Here is a 19,616-nt window from a genome sequence, read left to right as displayed (position 1 = left end):
TGCTAAGATCATTGCCTAATTTATTTATTACGGGTTTAGGGGTATAGCTCAATTGGCAGAGCGTCGGTCTCCAAAACCGAAGGTTGTAGGTTCGATTCCTACTGCCCCTGCCACCATGTAGTGGTAGCACCAAGCCCGCCAGTAACTGGCGGGCTTAAGTGTCTTGTGCTGTAGCATTTGCTGCAGATAGAAAAGAGAGATATGGCCGCATCGCAAGTAGAAACAGTTAGCTCAGGCGCCGATAAAGCTAAATTGGTCGCAGCTTTACTTCTGGTGATTGCCTCTATTGCAGGCTTTTATCTGCTGTCAAAGCAAGGTGCTGCAGCTCAATGGGGTGTTTTGGCAGTCGGGTTGATTGCTGCTGTTGCTACCTTTCTTGTTTCGGAGCAGGGTAAGCAATTGCTTGGCTTTGGCAAAGATTCTTGGAAAGAAGTCAAAAAAGTAGTGTGGCCAACTCGCAAGGAGTCCTTGCAGATGACCCTCTACGTTTTCGCGTTTGTGGTGGTCATGGCTCTGTTTCTGTGGCTGACGGATAAAACGCTCGAATGGGTTCTGTATGATCTCGTTTTGGGCTGGAGAAGCTAATGACTGATGCGATCGAACCTGTGTCCGGCGAGGCTGGTGCGTCTACTCCCGTCAATCCTGATCTGCGCTGGTATATCGTCCATGCCTATTCGGGTATGGAGAAGGCTGTAGAGCGTAATATTACTGAGCGTATCAATCGCGCAGGTATGCAAGATAAATTTGGTCGTATCTTGGTTCCCACCGAAGAAGTGGTGGAAATGAAGAACGGTCAGCGCAAGACCACAGAGCGTCGCCTTTTCCCTGGCTATGTCTTTGTTGAAATGGTCATGGATGATGACACTTGGCACTTGGTGAAGCACACCAGCAAAGTGACTGGTTTTGTCGGTGGTGCTAAAAACCGCCCTGCTCCTATTTCTGAAGCAGAAGTTCAAAAAATTGTGAGTCAGATGCAAGAAGGCTCCGACAAGCCTCGTCATAAGATTGAATTTATGGTGGGCGAATTGGTGCGTGTGAAAGAAGGTCCTTTCACAGACTTCAACGGTAGTGTTGAAGAGGTTAATTACGAGAAAAATCGTTTGCGCGTATCTGTTGCGATTTTCGGGCGCTCGACGCCTGTTGAACTCGAGTTTTCTCAGGTTGAAAAGACCTGAGGTACGTTTGTAGCCCCGCGTGTTGAAACAAGGGGGCGTTAACCCTCGGGGAGCTGAAATTGCTTCAGCGTTATTACCCGTAAGGAGCTAAAAATGGCGAAGAAAATCGTCGGCTTCATCAAGCTGCAAGTGCCAGCTGGTAAGGCCAACCCATCCCCTCCAATCGGTCCTGCGCTGGGTCAGCGTGGTCTGAACATCATGGAGTTCTGTAAGGCATTCAATGCGCAGACTCAAGGTGTTGAGCCAGGTCTGCCTCTGCCTGTGGTGATCACGGCTTTTGCTGATAAGAGCTTCACTTTTGTCATCAAGACGCCCCCAGCAACCGTGCTGATCAAGAAGGCTGTCAAGCTGGACAAGGGTTCTTCGAACCCTCTGAAGGCTAAGGTTGGCAAGATCACTCGCGAACAGCTGGAAGAAATCGCCAAGACCAAGTTGAAGGACATGAACGCTGCTGATGTTGACGCTGCGGTGCGTACTTTGGCTGGTTCTGCTCGTTCGATGGGCGTGATCGTGGAGGGTTTGTAAAATGGCCAAGTTGACCAAGAAGCAAAAAGCCCTGCAGGGTAAGGTGGACTCCACCAAGTTGTATGCCTTCGCCGAAGCGGTTGCTTTGGTGAAAGAAGCTGCAACTGCCAAGTTTGATGAATCGATCGATGTGGCGGTGCAGTTGGGTGTAGATGCCAAGAAGTCGGACCAAGTGGTGCGCGGTGCTGTTGTGCTGCCTCACGGTACAGGTAAGACAGCCCGCGTTGCTGTGTTTGCACAAGGCGCCAAGGCTGAAGAAGCCAAGGCTGCTGGTGCAGATGTGGTCGGCATGGATGACCTGGCTGCCATGGTTAAGGCTGGTGACATGCCTTTCGACATCGTGATCGCTGCACCTGATGCCATGCGTATCGTGGGCCAGTTGGGTCAGATCTTGGGTCCCCGTGGTCTGATGCCTAACCCTAAGGTTGGTACCGTGACTCCTGACGTTGCTACGGCTGTGAAGAACGCTAAGGCAGGTCAAGTGCAATTCCGCGTAGACAAGGCTGGCATCATCCATTCGACCATCGGTCGTCGTTCTTTCGACAACGACAAGCTGCAAGGTAACTTGGCTGCTTTGATTGAGGCGTTGAACAAGGCCAAGCCTGCTTCCAGCAAGGGTGTTTACCTGCGCAAGGTGGCAGTATCCTCCACCATGGGTGTGGGTGTTCGCGTTGAGACACAGTCCATCGCAGCTTAATTGCTAAAATATTCGACTGCCTAGAAATAGGCAGTCAATGTGGTGGGCTGCGCTGCTGCTTGCAGTAGCGCAGGTCATCCAAGACCGCTGGTGTGGCTTGCCACTTAATTTTCCAGCGCAGATGGCGATCCCGCTGCAGATGGATTCATTTCCTTCTAACAGTTGGTCGCTGCAATAAGAGCGCGTTTACAAAGTACGCTTTGTGAACGCATTTTAAGGAGTAGACCTTGAGTCTGAATCGCAGTGAGAAAGAAGCGGTCATCAATGAAGTGACCAGCCTCGCCGCTAAAGCTCAAACGCTTGTGATCGCGGAATACCGTGGCATCACGGTCGCCGACATGACCAAACTGCGTGCTGATGCTCGCAGCAAGGGTGTGAGCCTGAGCGTGTTGAAGAACACCTTGGCACGCCGTGCTGTCGCCGGTAGCGCGTTTGAAGTTGTGGCAGACCAGATGACTGGTCCTCTGATCTATGGCTTCTCTGAAGACGCAATCGCCGCAGCTAAGGTTGTGGCCGACTTCGCGAAGACCAACGACAAGTTGGTAATTCGTGCAGGCGCGTTTGCAGGTAAAGCCCTGGACGTTGACGCCGTGAAGCAACTGGCAAACATTCCTTCCAAGGAAGTTTTGCTGGCTCAAGTGTGTGGCTTGCTGATGTCCCCCATCTCGCGTACAGCCGTTGTGCTGGGCGCCTTGGCGGCTCAGAAGAGCGAAGGCTCTGCCGAAGTGGCAGCCGAAACAGCCGAAGCCTAAGCGCTCGGCAAACCAACCAATTTGTTAGGAAATCAAATGGCATTCGATAAAGACGCATTCTTGACCGCCCTGGACAGCATGACTGTTCTGGAACTGAACGACCTGGTTAAGGCAATTGAAGAGAAGTTTGGCGTGTCCGCCGCTGCTATGGCTGCTCCTGCTGCCGGCGGCGCTGCTGGTGGCGCTGCTGCTGCTGAAGAAAAGACCGAGTTCAACGTCGTTCTGACTGACGCTGGCGCAAACAAGGTTTCCGTGATTAAGGCTGTGCGCGAAATCACTGGCCTGGGTCTGAAGGAAGCCAAGGATCTGGTTGACGGCGCTCCCAAGAACGTGAAGGAAGCTGTTGCCAAGGCTGACGCTGAAGCTGCTGTGAAGAAGCTGGTTGAAGCTGGTGCGAAGGCTGAACTGAAGTAATTCCGTTCAATCCTGAGGCTGGAGTGTCTGTAAAGGCACTCCAGCCTTTGGCGCTTGTGGATGTGGCTTTTACAGAGCGCACCAGAAAGCCTGTTTTCAACAGTTTTTCTAGTGTCTTCTGACAACCCGACAGCAGAAGATGCCTTGGTTCGGGCAATGTGCAATGCATTGCCGTCAGCCATGGTTGGTAGTGGCCAACCGCCAAGCCGGTAAAAAAGCGTTCGCTGTATTTGCCGGACAGTGTCGTCGCAGACCCAGGACTCATGTCTTTGCCCGGAGATCTCATGGCCTATTCTTACACCGAACGCAAGCGAATTCGCAAGAGTTTCGGCAGCCGCGACAGCGTGCTCGAAGTGCCTTACCTGCTGCAGATGCAAAAAGATGCCTATACCGCATTCCTGCAAGCAGATGTAGCCCCCAAAAAACGTACGATGGAAGGCCTGCAAGCGGCTTTCGAATCGGCATTCCCTATCGTCTCCCACAATGGTTTCGTGGAGATGAAGTTTGTTGAATACAACTTGGCTAAGCCAGCGTTTGACGTGCGTGAATGCCAGACCCGTGGTCTGACATTCGCCTCGGCGGTGCGTGCCAAGGTTCAACTGATCATCTATGACCGTGAGTCCTCGACCAGCCAGTCCAAGGTGGTCAAGGAAGTGAAAGAGCAAGAGGTTTACATGGGCGAAGTGCCCCTGATGACCGAAAAGGGCTCTTTCATCATCAACGGTACGGAACGTGTGATCGTTTCGCAGCTGCACCGCTCGCCTGGCGTGTTCTTTGAGCACGACAAGGGCAAGACCCATAGCTCGGGCAAGCTGCTGTTCTCGGCACGCATCATTCCTTACCGTGGTTCGTGGTTGGACTTCGAATTCGATCCGAAGGACCTGCTGTACTTCCGCGTTGACCGTCGTCGCAAGATGCCCGTGTCGATCCTGCTGAAGGCCATCGGCATGAATCCTGAGCAAATCCTTGCTCACTTCTTCGTGAACGATAACTTCCGCCTGATGGACAGCGGCGCACAAATGGAATTTGTGGCTGATCGTCTGAAGGGTGAAGTGGCACGCTTTGACATCACCGATAAGTCGGGCAAGGTCGTGGTCGCCAAAGACAAACGCATCACTGCACGCCACACCCGTGAGCTGGAGCAGTCGGGCACCAAGTTTGTCAGCGTTCCTGAAGATTTCCTGATTGGCCGCGTATTGGCCAAGAACATCATTGACCCTGACACTGGCGAAATCATTGCCAAGGCCAATGAAGAGTTGACAGAAGCGCTGCTGAAAAAGCTGCGCAGCGCCGGCATCCAGGACGTGCAGTGCATCTACACGAACGAACTGGACCAGGGCGCGTACATTTCGCAAACCCTGCGTACCGACGAGACCGTGGACGAGTTCGCGGCACGTGTGGCCATCTACCGCATGATGCGCCCTGGCGAGCCTCCGACCGAGGACGCCGTGCAGGCCCTCTTCCACCGCCTGTTCTACAACCCAGATACCTACGACCTGTCGCGCGTAGGCCGCATGAAGTTCAACGCCCGTGTGGGTCGCGATGGTGCGACCGGCGCCATGGTGCTGTCCAACGAAGACATCTTGGCCGTGGTCAAGCTGTTGGTGGACCTGCGCAATGGCCGTGGCGAAGTGGACGATATCGACCACTTGGGTAACCGCCGTGTTCGCTGCGTGGGCGAACTGGCCGAGAACCAGTACCGCACTGGTCTGGCCCGTATCGAAAAAGCTGTGAAGGAACGTCTGGGTCAAGCAGAGCAAGACCCTCTGATGCCTCACGACCTGATCAACTCCAAGCCGATTTCTGCGGCGCTGAAGGAGTTCTTCGGTGCGTCGCAGCTGTCGCAGTTCATGGATCAGACCAACCCTCTGGCCGAAATCACCCACAAGCGCCGTGTATCGGCCCTTGGCCCAGGTGGTTTGACCCGTGAGCGTGCTGGCTTTGAGGTGCGTGACGTGCACGTGACCCACTACGGTCGCGTCTGCCCGATCGAAACGCCTGAAGGTCCAAACATTGGTCTGATCAACTCCTTGGCGCTGTACGCTCGTCTGAACGAGTACGGTTTCATCGAGACCCCTTACCGTCGCGTGGTCGATGGCAAGGTGACCATGGAAATTGACTACCTGTCCGCCATTGAAGAAGGCAAGTACATCATCGCGCAGGCCAACGCCGAGCTCGATGCTGAAGGCCGTCTGGTGGGCGAGTTGGTGTCGGCCCGTGAAAAGGGTGAGTCCACCCTGCTGTCGCCTGAGCGCGTGCAGTACATGGACGTGTCGCCTGCGCAGATCGTGTCGGTGGCTGCGTCCCTGATTCCATTCTTGGAGCACGACGACGCGAACCGCGCGTTGATGGGTGCCAACATGTCGCGCCAGGCTGTGCCTGTGCTGCGTCCAGAAAAGCCCATGGTGGGTACTGGTATCGAGCGCGTGGCCGCGGTCGACTCCGGCACTGTGGTGACTGCACGCCGTGGCGGTATCGTGGATTACGTCGATGCAACCCGCATCGTGATCCGCGTGAACGACCAAGAAGCGGTGGCTGGTGAAGTGGGTGTAGATATCTACAACCTGATCAAGTACCAGCGTTCTAACCAGAACACCAACATCCACCAGCGTCCTGTGGTCAAGCGTGGTGACACGCTGGCCAAGGGTGACGTGATTGCCGACGGTGCATCGACCGACCTGGGCGAAATCGCCATCGGTCAGAACATGCTGATCGCCTTCATGCCCTGGAACGGCTATAACTTCGAAGACTCGATCTTGATCTCGGAGCGTGTGGTGTCGGAAGACCGCTACACCTCGATCCACATCGAAGAGCTCGTGGTGATGGCGCGTGACACCAAGTTGGGTGCGGAAGAAATTACCCGCGACATCCCCAACCTGTCTGAGCACCAACTGAACCGTCTGGACGAGTCCGGCATCATCTATGTGGGCGCAGAAGTGCAGCCCGGCGATACGCTGGTGGGCAAGGTGACACCTAAGGGTGAAACTACACTGACGCCTGAAGAGAAGCTGCTGCGCGCCATCTTCGGTGAGAAGGCCTCCGATGTGAAGGACACTTCGCTGCGTGTGGACCAGGGTTCTTCCGGCACTGTGATCGACGTGCAGGTCTTCACCCGTGAAGGCATCCAGCGTGACAAGCGTGCTCAGCAGATCATCGACGATGAACTCAAGCGCTTCCGTCTGGATCTGAACGACCAGCTGCGTATTGTGGAAGCCGACGCGTTCGACCGTATCGAGAAGCTCTTGATCGGCCGCACCGCCAACGGTGGCCCCAACAAGCTGGCCAAGGGTGCCAAGATCGACAAGGCCTATCTGGACAGCGTGGAGAAGTTCCACTGGTTCGACATCCGCCCTGCGGAAGACGACGTGGCTGCCCAGCTGGAGTCCATCAAGAATTCGCTGGAGCAAACCCGCCACGAGTTCGACCTGGCCTTCGAAGAAAAGCGCAAGAAGTTGACGCAAGGCGACGAGTTGCCCGCCGGCGTGCTGAAGATGGTCAAGGTGTACCTGGCCGTCAAGCGTCGTCTGCAGCCTGGTGACAAGATGGCCGGCCGCCACGGTAACAAGGGTGTGGTCTCGCGCATCGTGCCTGTGGAAGACATGCCTTTCATGGCCGACGGCACCACAGCCGACATCGTGCTGAACCCGCTGGGCGTGCCTTCGCGTATGAACATCGGTCAGGTGCTGGAAGTGCACTTGGGCTGGGCCGGCAAGGGCCTGGGCCAGCGCATTGGCGACATGCTGCGTGACGAAGCCGCTGTGGCTGAAGTGCGTTCCTTCCTGGAAGAGGTCTACAACAGCCGCGGTCGCAAGGAAGACTTGTCGCAGCTGAGCGATGCCGAAATCCTGGACATGGCCGAAAACCTGAAGACTGGCGTGCCTTTCGCAACGCCAGTGTTCGACGGCGCTTCCGAGCAGGAAATCAAGGACATGCTGAAGCTGGCATACCCTGAGCACCTGAAGGCACGCAAGGGCCTGACCGAGACACGTACGCAGGCCTACCTGTTCGACGGTCGCACCGGTGAGCAGTTCGAGCGTCCCACCACCGTGGGCTACATGCACTACCTGAAGCTGCACCACTTGGTCGACGACAAGATGCACGCGCGTTCCACCGGACCTTACTCGCTGGTGACACAGCAGCCTCTGGGCGGTAAGGCGCAATTCGGTGGCCAGCGTTTCGGTGAAATGGAAGTGTGGGCGCTGGAAGCTTATGGCGCCGCTTACGTTCTGCAGGAAATGCTGACAGTGAAGTCCGACGACGTGGTGGGCCGTACCAAGGTGTACGAATCCATCGTCAAGGGCGAGCACGCCATCGAAGCGGGTATGCCAGAGTCGTTCAATGTGCTGGTCAAGGAAATTCGTTCCTTGGGCTTGGACATCGAACTCGAGCGTTCCTAAGGCCTAAATAAAAAAGAGAGCTGTTAGCGCTCATGTTTAAACGGTTTGCAAGTGATATCGCTTGCAAACCGTTGTAGATCAAGCGCTGGTAGCCATAATTTTTGATGAAAAGGGAAAGAGTTCATGAAATCGTTACTCGACCTGTTCAAGCAATTCACGCCGGATGAGCATTTCGATGCCATCAAGATCGGCATGGCTTCGCCCGAGAAAATTCGTTCCTGGTCTTTCGGTGAGGTAAAGAAGCCCGAGACCATCAACTATCGTACGTTCAAGCCCGAGCGCGATGGTCTTTTCTGCGCCAAGATCTTTGGCCCTATCAAAGACTACGAATGCTTGTGCGGCAAGTACAAGCGCCTCAAGCATCGCGGTGTGATCTGCGAGAAGTGCGGCGTTGAAGTCACACAGACCAAGGTGCGTCGCGAACGCATGGGTCACATCGACCTGGCTGCACCTTGCGCCCACATCTGGTTCCTGAAGTCGCTGCCTTCGCGCCTGGGTCTGGTACTGGACATGACACTGCGCGACATCGAGCGCGTGCTGTACTTTGAAGCCTATGTGGTGACCGACCCCGGCATGACCCCGCTGAAGAAGTTCAGCATCATGACGGAAGACGACTACGAAGCGAAGCAGCAAGAATTTGGCTACGACGAGTTCACAGCCAAGATGGGCGCCGAAGGTATCAAGGACCTGCTGGAATCCATCGACATCGACAGCGAAATCGAGCGCCTGCGTGGTGACTTGACTGGCTCTGAAGTCAAGGTCAAGAAGAACGCCAAGCGCCTGAAGTTGCTCGAAGCGTTCAAGAAATCCGGTATCAAGCCCGAGTGGATGGTGCTGGAAGTGCTGCCTGTGCTGCCTCCAGACCTGCGTCCTTTGGTGCCGCTGGACGGCGGTCGCTTTGCGACTTCCGACCTGAACGATCTGTATCGCCGCGTTATTAACCGTAACTCGCGTCTGCGCCGCCTGCTGGAGCTGAAAGCTCCTGAGATCATTGCTCGCAATGAAAAGCGCATGCTGCAAGAAGCGGTTGACTCGCTGCTGGACAACGGCCGTCGCGGCAAGGCCATGACGGGCGCCAACAAGCGTGCACTGAAGTCCTTGGCCGACATGATCAAGGGTAAGAGCGGTCGCTTCCGCCAGAACTTGCTGGGCAAGCGCGTGGACTACTCCGGTCGTTCCGTGATTACCGTGGGTCCTTACCTCAAGCTGCACCAGTGCGGTCTGCCCAAGCTGATGGCGTTGGAGCTGTTCAAGCCCTTCATCTTTGCCCAGCTGGAGCAGCGCGGCATTGCGACCACCATCAAGGCGGCCAAGAAGGAAGTGGAATCCGGCACGCCTGTGGTGTGGGACATCCTGGAAGAGGTCATCAAAGAACACCCGATCATGCTCAACCGTGCGCCTACGCTGCACCGTTTGGGTATCCAGGCGTTCGAACCTATCCTGATCGAAGGTAAGGCACTGCAACTGCACCCACTGGTCTGCGCGGCGTTCAACGCCGACTTTGACGGTGACCAGATGGCTGTGCACGTTCCTCTGTCTGTGGAAGCACAGATGGAAGCACGTACGCTGATGCTGGCTTCGAACAACGTGTTGTTCCCTGCTTCTGGCGAGCCTTCCATCGTTCCTTCTCAGGACGTGGTGCTGGGTCTGTACCACGCTACGCGTGACAAGATCAACGGCAAGGGCGAAGGCATGGTGTTCATGGACACCAACGAAGTGCAACGTGCTTTGGATGCTGGCGAAGTGGAACTGCACGCCAAGATCAGCGTGCGTCTGCCTGAGTGGACCAAGAACAAGGAAACGGGCGAATTCGAAAAGAGCGTGAGCCTGGTGGAAACCACCGTGGGCCGTGCGCTGCTGTCGGAAATCTTGCCCAAGGGCCTGCCTTTCAGCCACATGAACAAGGCGCTGAAGAAGAAAGAGATCTCCAAGCTGATCAACTCTTCCTTCCGCAAGTGCGGCCTGAAGGCCACCGTGGTGTTCGCGGACAAGCTGCTGCAAAACGGCTTCCGTCTGTCGACCCATGCGGGTTTCTCGGTGTCCATCGACGACATGCTGGTGCCTCCACAGAAGGCGGGCATCTTGGCCAACGCCGAAGCCGAAGTGAAGGAAATCGAGCAGCAGTACGTCTCCGGCCTGGTGACCGCAGGCGAGCGTTACAACAAGGTGGTGGACATCTGGGGTAAGGCGGGCGACGACGTGTCCAAGGTGATGATGGACCAGTTGAAGGTGCAAAAGACCATCGACCGTCACGGCAACGAAGTGGACCAAGAGTCGTTCAACGCGATCTACATGATGGCCGACTCCGGCGCTCGTGGTTCCGCTGCGCAGATTCGCCAGTTGGCAGGTATGCGTGGTCTGATGGCCAAGCCAGACGGCTCGATCATCGAGACGCCTATTACCGCGAACTTCCGCGAAGGTCTGAACGTTCTGCAGTACTTTATTTCGACCCACGGTGCCCGTAAGGGTCTGGCCGACACGGCGTTGAAGACCGCGAACTCGGGTTATCTGACCCGCCGTCTGGTGGACGTGACGCAAGACTTGGTTGTGACCGAGCAAGACTGCGGCACCTCCAACGGCTACCTGATGCGTGCCATCGTTGAAGGTGGTGAAGTGATCGAATCCCTGCGCGACCGCGTGCTGGGCCGCTCGACCGCTGAAGAAGTGCTACACCCAGAGAACCGTTCCGTATTGCTGCCTGCTGGCACCCTGCTGAACGAAGACCTGATCGAAGAACTCGAAGCGCACGGCGTGGATGAGATCAAGGTGCGCACCGCACTGACTTGCGAGACCCGCTACGGCCTGTGCGCCACCTGCTACGGTCGTGACCTGGGTCGCGGCGGTATGGTGAACCTGGGCGAAGCAGTCGGTGTGATCGCTGCGCAGTCCATCGGTGAACCCGGTACCCAGCTGACCATGCGTACGTTCCACATTGGTGGTGCCGCTTCGCGTGCAGCCATCGCGTCGAGCGTGGAAGCCAAGTCGAACGGTTCGATCAGCTTCAACGCCACCATGCGCTATGTGTCGAACAGCAAGGGTGAGTTGGTCGTGATTTCCCGTTCCGGTGAAATCATCATCAGCGAAAACGGCCGTGAGCGTGAGCGCCACAAAGTGCCTTACGGCGCGATCTTGACCATCAAGCCTGATGAAGCCATCAAGGCCGGCAAGATCTTGGCCAACTGGGATCCGCTGACTCGACCCATCATTACCGAATATGCCGGTAAGGTGAACTTCGAGAACGTGGAAGAAGGTTTGACGGTTGCCAAACAGGTGGACGATGTGACCGGTCTGTCGACCCTGGTTGTGATCGACCCCAAGCGCCGTGGTTCTGCCAAGGTGGTGCGTCCTCAGGTCAAGCTGATCGACGCCAACAACCAAGAAGTGAAGATCCCTGGCACCGACCATGCGGTAACCATTGGCTTCCAGGTGGGCGCGCTGATTCAAGTGCGTGACGGCCAAGAAGTGGGCCCTGGCGAAGTGTTGGCACGTATCCCGGTCGAAGGTCAAAAGACCCGCGACATTACCGGTGGTCTGCCTCGCGTTGCCGAGCTGTTCGAAGCCCGTACCCCCAAGGACAAGGGCACTCTGGCCGAGATGACCGGTACCGTATCCTTCGGTAAGGAAACCAAGGGCAAGATCCGCCTGCAGATCACTGATCTGGAAGGCAAGGTCTGGGAAGAGCTGGTGCCCAAGGAGCGCAACATTCTGGTCCACGAAGGCCAGGTGGTGAACAAGGGTGAATCGATTGTGGACGGCCCCGCCGACCCGCAAGACATCCTGCGTTTGCTGGGTATCGAAGAGCTGTCGCGCTACATCGTGGACGAAGTGCAGGATGTGTACCGTCTGCAGGGCGTGAAGATCAACGACAAGCACATCGAGGTGATCGTTCGCCAGATGCTGCGTCGCGTGGTGGTGGAGAACCCCGGCGAATCCACTTACATCGCTGGCGAGCAAGTGGAGCGTTCCGAGATCCTCAACACCAACGAAGCGCTGCAGGCCCAAGGCAAGATCCCTGCCACGTACTCCAACGTGCTGCTGGGTATCACCAAGGCCTCGTTGTCGACCGACTCGTTCATCTCTGCGGCGTCCTTCCAGGAAACCACCCGCGTGCTGACCGAAGCGGCGATCATGGGCAAGCGCGACGAGCTGCGCGGCCTGAAGGAAAACGTGATCGTGGGTCGTCTGATCCCTGCCGGTACAGGCTTGGCTTACCACCAGGCACGCAAGGCCAAGGACGCCATGGACGACGCAGAGCGCCGCGCCATCGCCGAAGCCGAAGCGGCCGAAATGGCCGGTGAAGTCAGCGCCGACGAAGACAGCGCCGCGTAATCGCAGCGTTGCCTGACGAGGCAAAGCATAGCGCTCCCTACTTGCCTGACGGTGGGTAGGGAGCGTTTTTATTGGTACAAAGGCTGAACCAACGATGTGGATTTTGTCGCTCGAGTGGCTGGTGCTCGCTGGACTCGTGTTTTGGGTGATCGGGGCCTTCAAGCGCCTCAAACGTTTGCGTGCGGGCAGCAAGCAGGCATTTGCGGCCGTAGAGGCGCAGTTCATGCAGGCGGTTGATCTGCTGCGCAACTGTGCGCGCGTGCAAGAGCTCAAGGAACGGGTATCGAGTGTGTCGCAGCAGCATGCCCACCATGCGCTGTTGCCCAGTGCCGATTTGCTGGAAGCGGCGCTGCAGCAGGCCAAGTCACACCCGCTGCGCCCGGAAGTGATTGCCGCGCTGGACAGCGCATGGCAAGGCGCACAGGCAGCGTGGCAGGCCTATGTACAGCTGGCCTCCGGTCAGGACGACGCGCAGGATGCCCATGTGCAAGCGCAGTCCCAGCGCTGGCTGCAGTTAATGGCGCTGCAAACCCACAGTACGGCGCAGTTCAATGGGGCCGTTCAAGATTACAACCGTGCGATTGTGCAATTTCCCGCGTGTGTAGTGGCACGCCTAAGCGGCCTGAAAGCAGGTCGCACTTTTCAGAAAGACGCTGCATTGCTGATGCAGCCCTGAGCATGACGCGAAAGATTTTTCCTCCCCCAAGCGATGCTGCACCTGCATCGGCGCCCATCCCTTTGTGGCAGCAGCTTGCTGCAGTCGCGCAAGGCCTGCAAATGATTCTTGCCGGGCAGTCCGGCAATGCGGCCCTGGCGGCAGTGCCCGTGCGGCTGCGCCCCGGGGTGCAGGCTTTGTTGTTCCAGGTGCTGCGCCAGCTGGGGCGGGCCCAGGTGCTACGCAAGCAATTGGCGCCCAAAGCCCCTCCTGCCAAGGTGGATGCGCTGTTGTGTACCGCGTTGGCGCTGGCTTGGAACCCTGAGCAGGCGCCGTACGAGCCCTTCACCTTGGTCAACCAAACCGTTGAAGCGGCCAAGCGTGCAGGGTTGCAGCGTCAAGCCGGCTTTATGAATGCGTGTTTGCGCCGCTTTTTGCGCGAGCGTGAGGCCTTGGTGGCCGCCACGGACCACGACACGCTGGCGCGTTTTAACCACCCGCAGTGGTGGGTAGACCGCCTGCAAAAAGACCACCCCCAAGATTGGCAACGCATTTTGGCGGCCAACAATGCACAGGCACCCATGAGCTTGCGCGTTAACAAGCAAAAAACGACTCCAGCGCAATACCAGAAAGCGCTGGCAGCTATGGATATTGATGCTCAGTTGTTTGGCCAAGATGGCGTGCAGCTGGCGCAGGCGCATCCTGTGCACGTGCTGCCGGGTTTTGCGGATGGCGTGGTGTCGGTGCAAGACGGCGCCGCCATGCTGGCTGCGCCGCTGCTGCTGCAAGTCCTGGACCTGAGCCAGCCCTTGCAGGTGCTGGATGCCTGTGCCGCCCCTGGTGGCAAGACCGCGCATTTGCTGGAGTTTGCCGGTGCCGCATCGCCCATGCAGGTGACAGCCTTGGAGGTGGATGCGGTGCGCAGCGAGCGCATTCATGACACCCTGCAGCGCACCGGCTTGCAGGCGCATGCCAAAGTACTGGTGGCCGATGCGAGCCAGCCCCAGCAATGGTGGCAGCAGGCCAATGGAGGCCAGCAGTTTGACGCCATCTTGCTGGATGCGCCGTGTACGGCCTCGGGCATTGTGCGCCGCCACCCGGATGTGCGCTGGCTGCGACGCGAAAGCGATGTGGCGCAGCTGGCCGCCATTCAGTCGCAGATGCTGGATGCGCTGTGGCCCTTGCTGAAAAACGGGGGGCGCATGCTGTACTGCACCTGCTCAGTATTCAAGGCCGAAGGCGATGGGCAGGTGCAAGCGTTTCTTGCGCGCAACACCCAGGCGCAGTTATTGCCTTCACCCGGACATTTAATTCCGGGAATTGCGGCGCAAGGCGGAGCACTCCCGGACAATGACGCGGGTGACCACGACGGCTTCTTCTTCGCACTGTTCCAAAAAAACGCCTGATTCTTTGCCCTTGCAAGGAAGGCAGCGGCGTGGCTTGGTGGTCGCTGCCGCAGCGGCGCTGGTGCCCGCTTTATGCCAGCCCACGGCAGGCCAAGCGCAAGAGCATGCAGCGGCGAATGCCCAGGCAAGCGCCAGCGTCGTTGAAGGTGCTGGCATTCAGTTGCAGCGCGATGGCGACGCAGTGCTGCTGACGGCCGCACTGAACTGGTCGCTGCCGGATTTGGTGCAGGATGCTTTGCTCAAAGGGATCCCCGTGCACTTCATCGCTGAAGCAGACATGCTGCAAGAGCGCTGGTATTGGCGCGATGAGCAGCTTTTGAGTGCCGACCGCTACATGCGGTTGAGCTACCAGCCTTTGACGCGGCGCTGGCGCTTGTACACCGGCAGTCAGCCATTTGAAGGCCAAGGTCTGGGGGTGGCGCTGTCCAGCTCGTTCGAGACCTTGGAAGAGGCCGTGCAATCCATGCAGCGGATTGTGCGTTGGCGCATTGGCCAAGTGGCAGATTTGCCCAGCAGCGGAAGTGCGATTTTGCAATTGCGCTTTCGCATTGACCTTTCGCATTTCCCAAGGCCTTTGCAGATTGGCGCCTTGGGTCGCTCGGATTGGAATCTGTTGGTCACACGCCGCGAGCGCGTGGACTTGGACAAACTGTAATGACCGCCGTACACACAACGCCCGCCTCGGTATCTCGTCAATCCGCCCGGTGGGCGTTGGGCATTGCGGGTGCGGTCATGTGTGCCATTGGCCTGGTGCTGCTGTTTTTGCTGATGCAGGCCACGAACAACCGCGAGCTGTATGAGCGGCATTACGCATGGCTGTTTGGCTTGAACGTGTTAGTTGCCGCAGTGCTGGCGCTGGTGCTGCTGTGGATGGCGGTGCGCTTGGCGGTGCGTTGGAAGCAGCGCAAGTTTGGCAGCCGCTTGCTCTTCAAGCTGGCAGCAATTTTTGGGCTGGTTGGAGTGATTCCCGGTTTGCTCATTTACTTGGTGTCTTACCAGTTTGTCTCTCGCTCTATCGAGAGCTGGTTTGACGTCAAGGTGGAGGGAGCGCTGAGCGCAGGGGTCAATTTGGCCAGCCTCACCTTGGACATCGTCGCCAATGACATGGCCAACAACACGCGCACGGCCAGCCAGCAGTTAAGCCAGGTGCCCGATGCCGCGGTGGGTGTGGCGTTAGAGCGTATTCGGGAGCAACTGGGCGCCACCGATGTGGTGCTGTGGAATGAATCCGGTGTGGCGATTGCCAGCGTGGGCAGTTCGATGTTTGAGCTGGCACCTGCGCGCCCGAGCAGCCAGCAGCTGCGCAGTTTGCGCTCGGGCTTAAGGCCGGTAGCGAGCATTGAAGGTCTGGACGAACTGGCGGCCTCTGCAAGTCGAGAAGCATTTGACCGCGTGTATGTCAAAACGCTGGTGCTGGTGAGCAAGCCCCGGCTGGAACTACTGGCCGAGCAGCGTTTTTTGCAGGCATCCATCCCTTTGTCGGCGGCTTTGGTGGAAAACGCCCTGGCAGTACAGGACGCCAATCGAGAGTACCAAGAGCGTGCGCTGGCGCGCGAAGGGTTGCAGCGCATGTACATCGGTACGCTGACGCTGAGCTTGTTCTTGGCGGTCTTTGGTGCAGTGCTGTTGGCGGTGCTGCTGGGCAATCAGCTGGCGCGACCTTTGTTGGTGCTGGCGCAGGGGGTGCGTGATGTGGCCAGGGGCGATTTGACGCCCAAAATTGCGCTGCAAACCCAAGACGAACTGGGCGGGCTGACACGCTCGTTTGCGTTGATGACGCAGCAACTTCTGGATGCACGCACCGCCGTGGACAAGAGCATGGGGGAAGTCAAAGCTGCCCGCACAAACTTACAAACCATTTTGGATAACCTGACCGCTGGGGTGCTGGTGCTCGACGATCAATGGCATGTACTGTCGATCAACCCCGGCGCTACACGCATTTTGCGCGCACCAATGGCGGTCTACATCGGACGCAAGCTGGAGGAAGTACCAGGGCTGTCTGCGCTGGCCCGTATGGTGGAGGAACAGTTTGGTATTTTCTTGGGGGATCAAGGCGCTGATGCAGGCAGAGACCGCTGGCAGCAAGTGCTGGAGCTGTCACTGGACCATGCCCAGCCAGAGGCCGGTGGTGAGGTGCACCAAGACAAAACGACGCTGGTAATACGTGGGGCGGAGTTACCTCAAGCGCGCCGCTTGATTGTGTTTGACGATATCTCGGAGATTGTCTCTGCGCAGCGCTCTAAAGCCTGGGCGGAAGTGGCCCGGCGCGTTGCCCATGAAATCAAAAATCCGTTGACGCCCATTCAACTCTCGGCAGAGCGGCTGGCCATCAAGTTGACCGACAAGCTCGAGCCTGCGGACCAAGCATTGCTGGCCAGATCCGTGAAAACCATCGTGGATCAAGTGGGCGCAATGCTCAGGCTGGTGAATGAATTTCGGGATTACGCACGCTTGCCAGCGGCAGATCTGCAGCCGCTGGATTTAAATGCGCTGGTGAGTGACTTGATGCAGCTTTACGGCGAAGAGAATACGCCCGTACCCGTGCGTGCCAAGTTGGATCCAGATGCCCCCTGGATAGCAGGAGATGCGCAGCAATTGCGCCAAGTCATCCATAACTTGGTACAAAACGCGCAAGATGCGACACTGCAGCATGCTGAGTCTTTGGGGGTGAAGCCTCCAGCGGTTGAAATTGCTATCCAGTGGATAGAAAGTTCCAAGCGTGTAAGGCTCAGTATCAGTGATAGTGGCATTGGTTTTGCTCCACATATCTTGCAGCGTGCCTTTGAACCCTACGTGACAACCAAAGTAGGTGGAACGGGCTTGGGTCTGGCGGTGGTCAAGAAAATTGCTGATGAGCACGGCGCTCGCATTGATTTGACCAACCGTATGGATAACGGCATGGTGCAAGGGGCGCAAGTGTCGCTATCATTTGTTCCTGTAAGCACCGAGGCACCGTGAGGGGCGGTGAACCTAAAACCTGTAGTACATAGGCTTTTCGAAACTCATGGCAAACATACTGGTGGTGGATGATGAACTGGGCATTCGAGATCTCTTGTCGGAGATCCTGAATGACGAAGGACACAGCGTAGAGATGGCAGCCAATGCCACACAGGCGCGCTCTGCACGTAACAACGGTATCTTTGATTTGGTACTGCTAGATATTTGGATGCCAGACACCGATGGCGTGTCGCTGCTCAAAGAATGGGCTGCATCTGGGCAGTTGACCATGCCCGTCATCATGATGAGTGGCCATGCCACCATCGACACGGCGGTAGAAGCAACGCGCATTGGAGCACTGTCATTCCTTGAAAAGCCGATCACCATGCAAAAACTGCTGAAAGCAGTCGAGCAAGGTTTGGCAAAAAATGCGAATGCGCCTGCGGCAAAGCCAGCGCTTGCTGTGGGTTTGCCACCCGCGAATGCTGTGCAGGTGAATGACAGCGTGCACAGCGGAAGTGAACTGCATTTGCGCCCCGTGTCAGGGCTGCGCAGCGCGGCTGACAACATGCCCAGTGCCAACCAAGATTTCGATCTGGATCGTCCTTTGCGTGAAGCCCGCGATGGCTTTGAGAAAGCTTATTTCGAGTTTCACTTGGCGCGCGAAGGTGGCTCCATGACCCGCGTGGCAGAGAAAACTGGTTTGGAACGCACCCACCTGTATCGCAAATTGCGTCAATTGGGCGTTGACTTAGGCCGCAGCCGCCGCGGGTAGGCGAACCAGAGAAATTCGTTTTTTTGTTTGGAAGTCTCAAAAACTGACATACAATTGTGACCTGTTTGCAGTATTTGACTTGAAGTCAGCGCCGCAAGGCCCGGTAGCTCAGTTGGTAGAGCAGCGGATTGAAAATCCGCGTGTCGGCGGTTCGATCCCGTCCCAGGCCACCAAATACCATTCCACGGAAGTCCGCTGGAGTCACGAAGCCCTAAGTTTTCAACGACTTAGGGCTTTTCTGTTTCCACGAAACTCCATAGAAGTCACGTGGGCATCCACGTGATTACGTAGTGACTTTCGCTAGCGTGTACTGATTCCTTCCTAAAAGTGACGCACTGCCGGGTGGCTTTTTTGGTTGTTTGTGCATTGTTGTGCTATGCACTCGCTACTAAGTAGCGTGCTTTAAGGCTGCTAGTCTCAAGCATGTCTAAATTTCAAAAAATAATAAATCTTGTTATTTTTATAAATAAGTCGCATAATGCGCGCAGTCGCCTGAAAACGTATCCGTTGTTTGGTGGCACTTAGCAAGTAGGTCACGTTGATCCTTGCACGTAATATCTTCGCGAAATTTTTCGCACCGTTGGCTGCAGAGCAGTAGCCATCGAGTTATCTCAAGCTCAAGCAGGCAGACCAAGCCTGTGTTCAGATTGATCCAGATTCCACATCTCCCTATTGCAATGGGCAAGTACTTTGTTACGCCCGCATCACGTCAGACCCAGTGCGGTCGCTTTCAAGCGACTTTCGCTGTGCAGCGAACACAGAAAAACAGCAGCTACTGCCGAGTTTTCCGGTTTGACAAAACCTTTGCATCGACCGAAGCAGCCAAGATTTACGCCGTGACTCAGGGCTGGGTGCACGCGTTGCAATGTGTTGATTAGGCCTCCTGCAGAGACCTTTTCTTCATCCTCCGGTTGCGACGGACTCCCAATCCCCACAGCCATACAACAAACGATGTGCCAATCCTGGCCATCCATTCATAAAAAGGCTTTTCCATGAGCAACAAAATCTACGTTGGTAATCTTCCTTATTCCGTCACGAACGACAGCTTGGAAAGTAACTTTGCCGAATTCGGCACTGTGACTTCCGCCAAGATCATGATGGATCGCGACAGCGGTCGCTCCAAGGGCTTTGGCTTTGTCGAGATGGCGTCTGCCGATGCTTCTCAAGCAGCCATTCAAGCGCTCAACGGCATGTCCGTCGACGGTCGCTCCATCGTGGTTAACCTGGCCAAGCCTCGTGAAGAGGGCAGCCGCTCCGGTGGCGGCAGAGAGTTCCGCGCAAGCAACCGCTCTGATGTTGGCTACGGCAACGGTGGCTTCGGCGGCGGTCGCTACTGATCGGCATCTTGCCCCCACAAAAAAAGCGCCTTGTTAGGCGCTTTTTTTGTGCGCGCGATCCAGGCGCAATGAGCAGAGCGGCTGCAGCCGCCTTGCAATCCCGCCCCAGGAAATCCGCCGCTCCAACACGCCGGTAAACCGCGTGAAGCAATGTGTGCCAGCGCTTTGGGGGCATGGATTGCCTAATGTATTCGTGTAAAAAAATGAGCATGTAGCG

Annotated in this window: 15 protein-coding genes and 2 tRNA genes; all 17 read left to right on the top strand. The window is 56.8% G+C overall.

The genetic code is table 11. The features are described 5' to 3' along the window. The first annotated feature begins 37 nt into the window (after positions 1-37). Positions 38-113: transfer RNA gene (locus tag B3R00_RS05150), tRNA-Trp, on the top strand. An 88-nt stretch (positions 114-201) separates the two neighbouring features. Further along, positions 202-585, top strand: a complete 384-nt coding sequence (gene secE / locus B3R00_RS05145) for a preprotein translocase subunit SecE (protein ID WP_286997830.1) — start codon at positions 202-204, stop codon at positions 583-585. Then, entirely contained in the window at positions 585-1,175 is a 591-nt protein-coding gene (gene nusG / locus B3R00_RS05140; protein WP_286997828.1) for a transcription termination/antitermination protein NusG, read from the top strand. The genes secE and nusG overlap by 1 nt, the downstream gene beginning before the upstream one ends. Positions 1,176-1,268: 93 nt before the next feature. Further along, positions 1,269-1,700, top strand: a complete 432-nt coding sequence (rplK, locus tag B3R00_RS05135; RefSeq protein ID WP_174862222.1) for a 50S ribosomal protein L11 — start codon at positions 1,269-1,271, stop codon at positions 1,698-1,700. Position 1,701: 1 nt separating this feature from the next. Next, complete coding sequence (rplA, locus tag B3R00_RS05130) at positions 1,702-2,397, top strand: 50S ribosomal protein L1 (RefSeq protein WP_286997826.1); 696 nt, start codon at positions 1,702-1,704, stop codon at positions 2,395-2,397. A 227-nt stretch (positions 2,398-2,624) separates the two neighbouring features. Continuing rightward, a complete protein-coding gene (gene rplJ, locus B3R00_RS05125; RefSeq protein ID WP_219163547.1) occupies positions 2,625-3,149 on the top strand; it encodes a 50S ribosomal protein L10 in 525 nt (174 codons plus the stop codon). Between the two features lie 36 nt (positions 3,150-3,185). Further along, positions 3,186-3,563, top strand: coding sequence for a 50S ribosomal protein L7/L12 (gene rplL / locus B3R00_RS05120; RefSeq protein ID WP_174862224.1), 378 nt, complete (start codon positions 3,186-3,188; stop codon positions 3,561-3,563). Between the two features lie 284 nt (positions 3,564-3,847). After that, positions 3,848-7,960 (top strand): DNA-directed RNA polymerase subunit beta, encoded by a 4,113-nt coding sequence (gene rpoB, locus B3R00_RS05115; protein ID WP_286997824.1) that lies wholly within the window; start codon positions 3,848-3,850, stop codon positions 7,958-7,960. 123 nt (positions 7,961-8,083) lie between these two features. Then, positions 8,084-12,289 (top strand): DNA-directed RNA polymerase subunit beta', encoded by a 4,206-nt coding sequence (rpoC, locus tag B3R00_RS05110; RefSeq protein ID WP_284213586.1) that lies wholly within the window; start codon positions 8,084-8,086, stop codon positions 12,287-12,289. Between the two features lie 94 nt (positions 12,290-12,383). Further along, complete coding sequence (locus B3R00_RS05105; RefSeq protein WP_286997823.1) at positions 12,384-12,965, top strand: hypothetical protein; 582 nt, start codon at positions 12,384-12,386, stop codon at positions 12,963-12,965. A 2-nt stretch (positions 12,966-12,967) separates the two neighbouring features. After that, entirely contained in the window at positions 12,968-14,350 is a 1,383-nt protein-coding gene (gene rsmB / locus B3R00_RS05100) for a 16S rRNA (cytosine(967)-C(5))-methyltransferase RsmB (RefSeq protein ID WP_286997821.1), read from the top strand. Between the two features lie 10 nt (positions 14,351-14,360). Next, positions 14,361-15,005 (top strand): DUF4390 domain-containing protein, encoded by a 645-nt coding sequence (locus tag B3R00_RS05095; protein ID WP_257469166.1) that lies wholly within the window; start codon positions 14,361-14,363, stop codon positions 15,003-15,005. After that, positions 15,005-17,308 carry a sensor histidine kinase gene (locus tag B3R00_RS05090; protein ID WP_286997819.1) on the top strand — a complete coding sequence of 768 codons (2,304 nt, stop codon included), beginning with the start codon at positions 15,005-15,007 and terminating at the stop codon, positions 17,306-17,308. The genes B3R00_RS05095 and B3R00_RS05090 overlap by 1 nt, the downstream gene beginning before the upstream one ends. Positions 17,309-17,354: 46 nt before the next feature. Then, a complete protein-coding gene (locus B3R00_RS05085) occupies positions 17,355-18,062 on the top strand; it encodes a response regulator (protein WP_286997818.1) in 708 nt (235 codons plus the stop codon). Between the two features lie 97 nt (positions 18,063-18,159). Further along, positions 18,160-18,235 (top strand) — tRNA-Phe (locus tag B3R00_RS05080). A 504-nt stretch (positions 18,236-18,739) separates the two neighbouring features. After that, positions 18,740-18,940, top strand: coding sequence for a hypothetical protein (locus tag B3R00_RS05075; protein ID WP_257469167.1), 201 nt, complete (start codon positions 18,740-18,742; stop codon positions 18,938-18,940). A 114-nt stretch (positions 18,941-19,054) separates the two neighbouring features. Then, positions 19,055-19,399: an RNA recognition motif domain-containing protein gene (locus B3R00_RS05070; protein WP_284214356.1), complete on the top strand. Its 345-nt coding sequence runs from the start codon at positions 19,055-19,057 to the stop codon at positions 19,397-19,399. Positions 19,400-19,616 lie beyond the last annotated feature (217 nt).

Source organism: Comamonas sp. UBA7840 (assembly GCF_002501455.1).
GTDB classification, from domain to species: Bacteria; Pseudomonadota; Gammaproteobacteria; order Burkholderiales; family Burkholderiaceae_C; genus Comamonas; species Comamonas jiangduensis.
The sequence above is the reverse complement of the archived record's forward strand: the minus strand, read 5'-3'. Positions and strand labels throughout refer to the sequence as shown.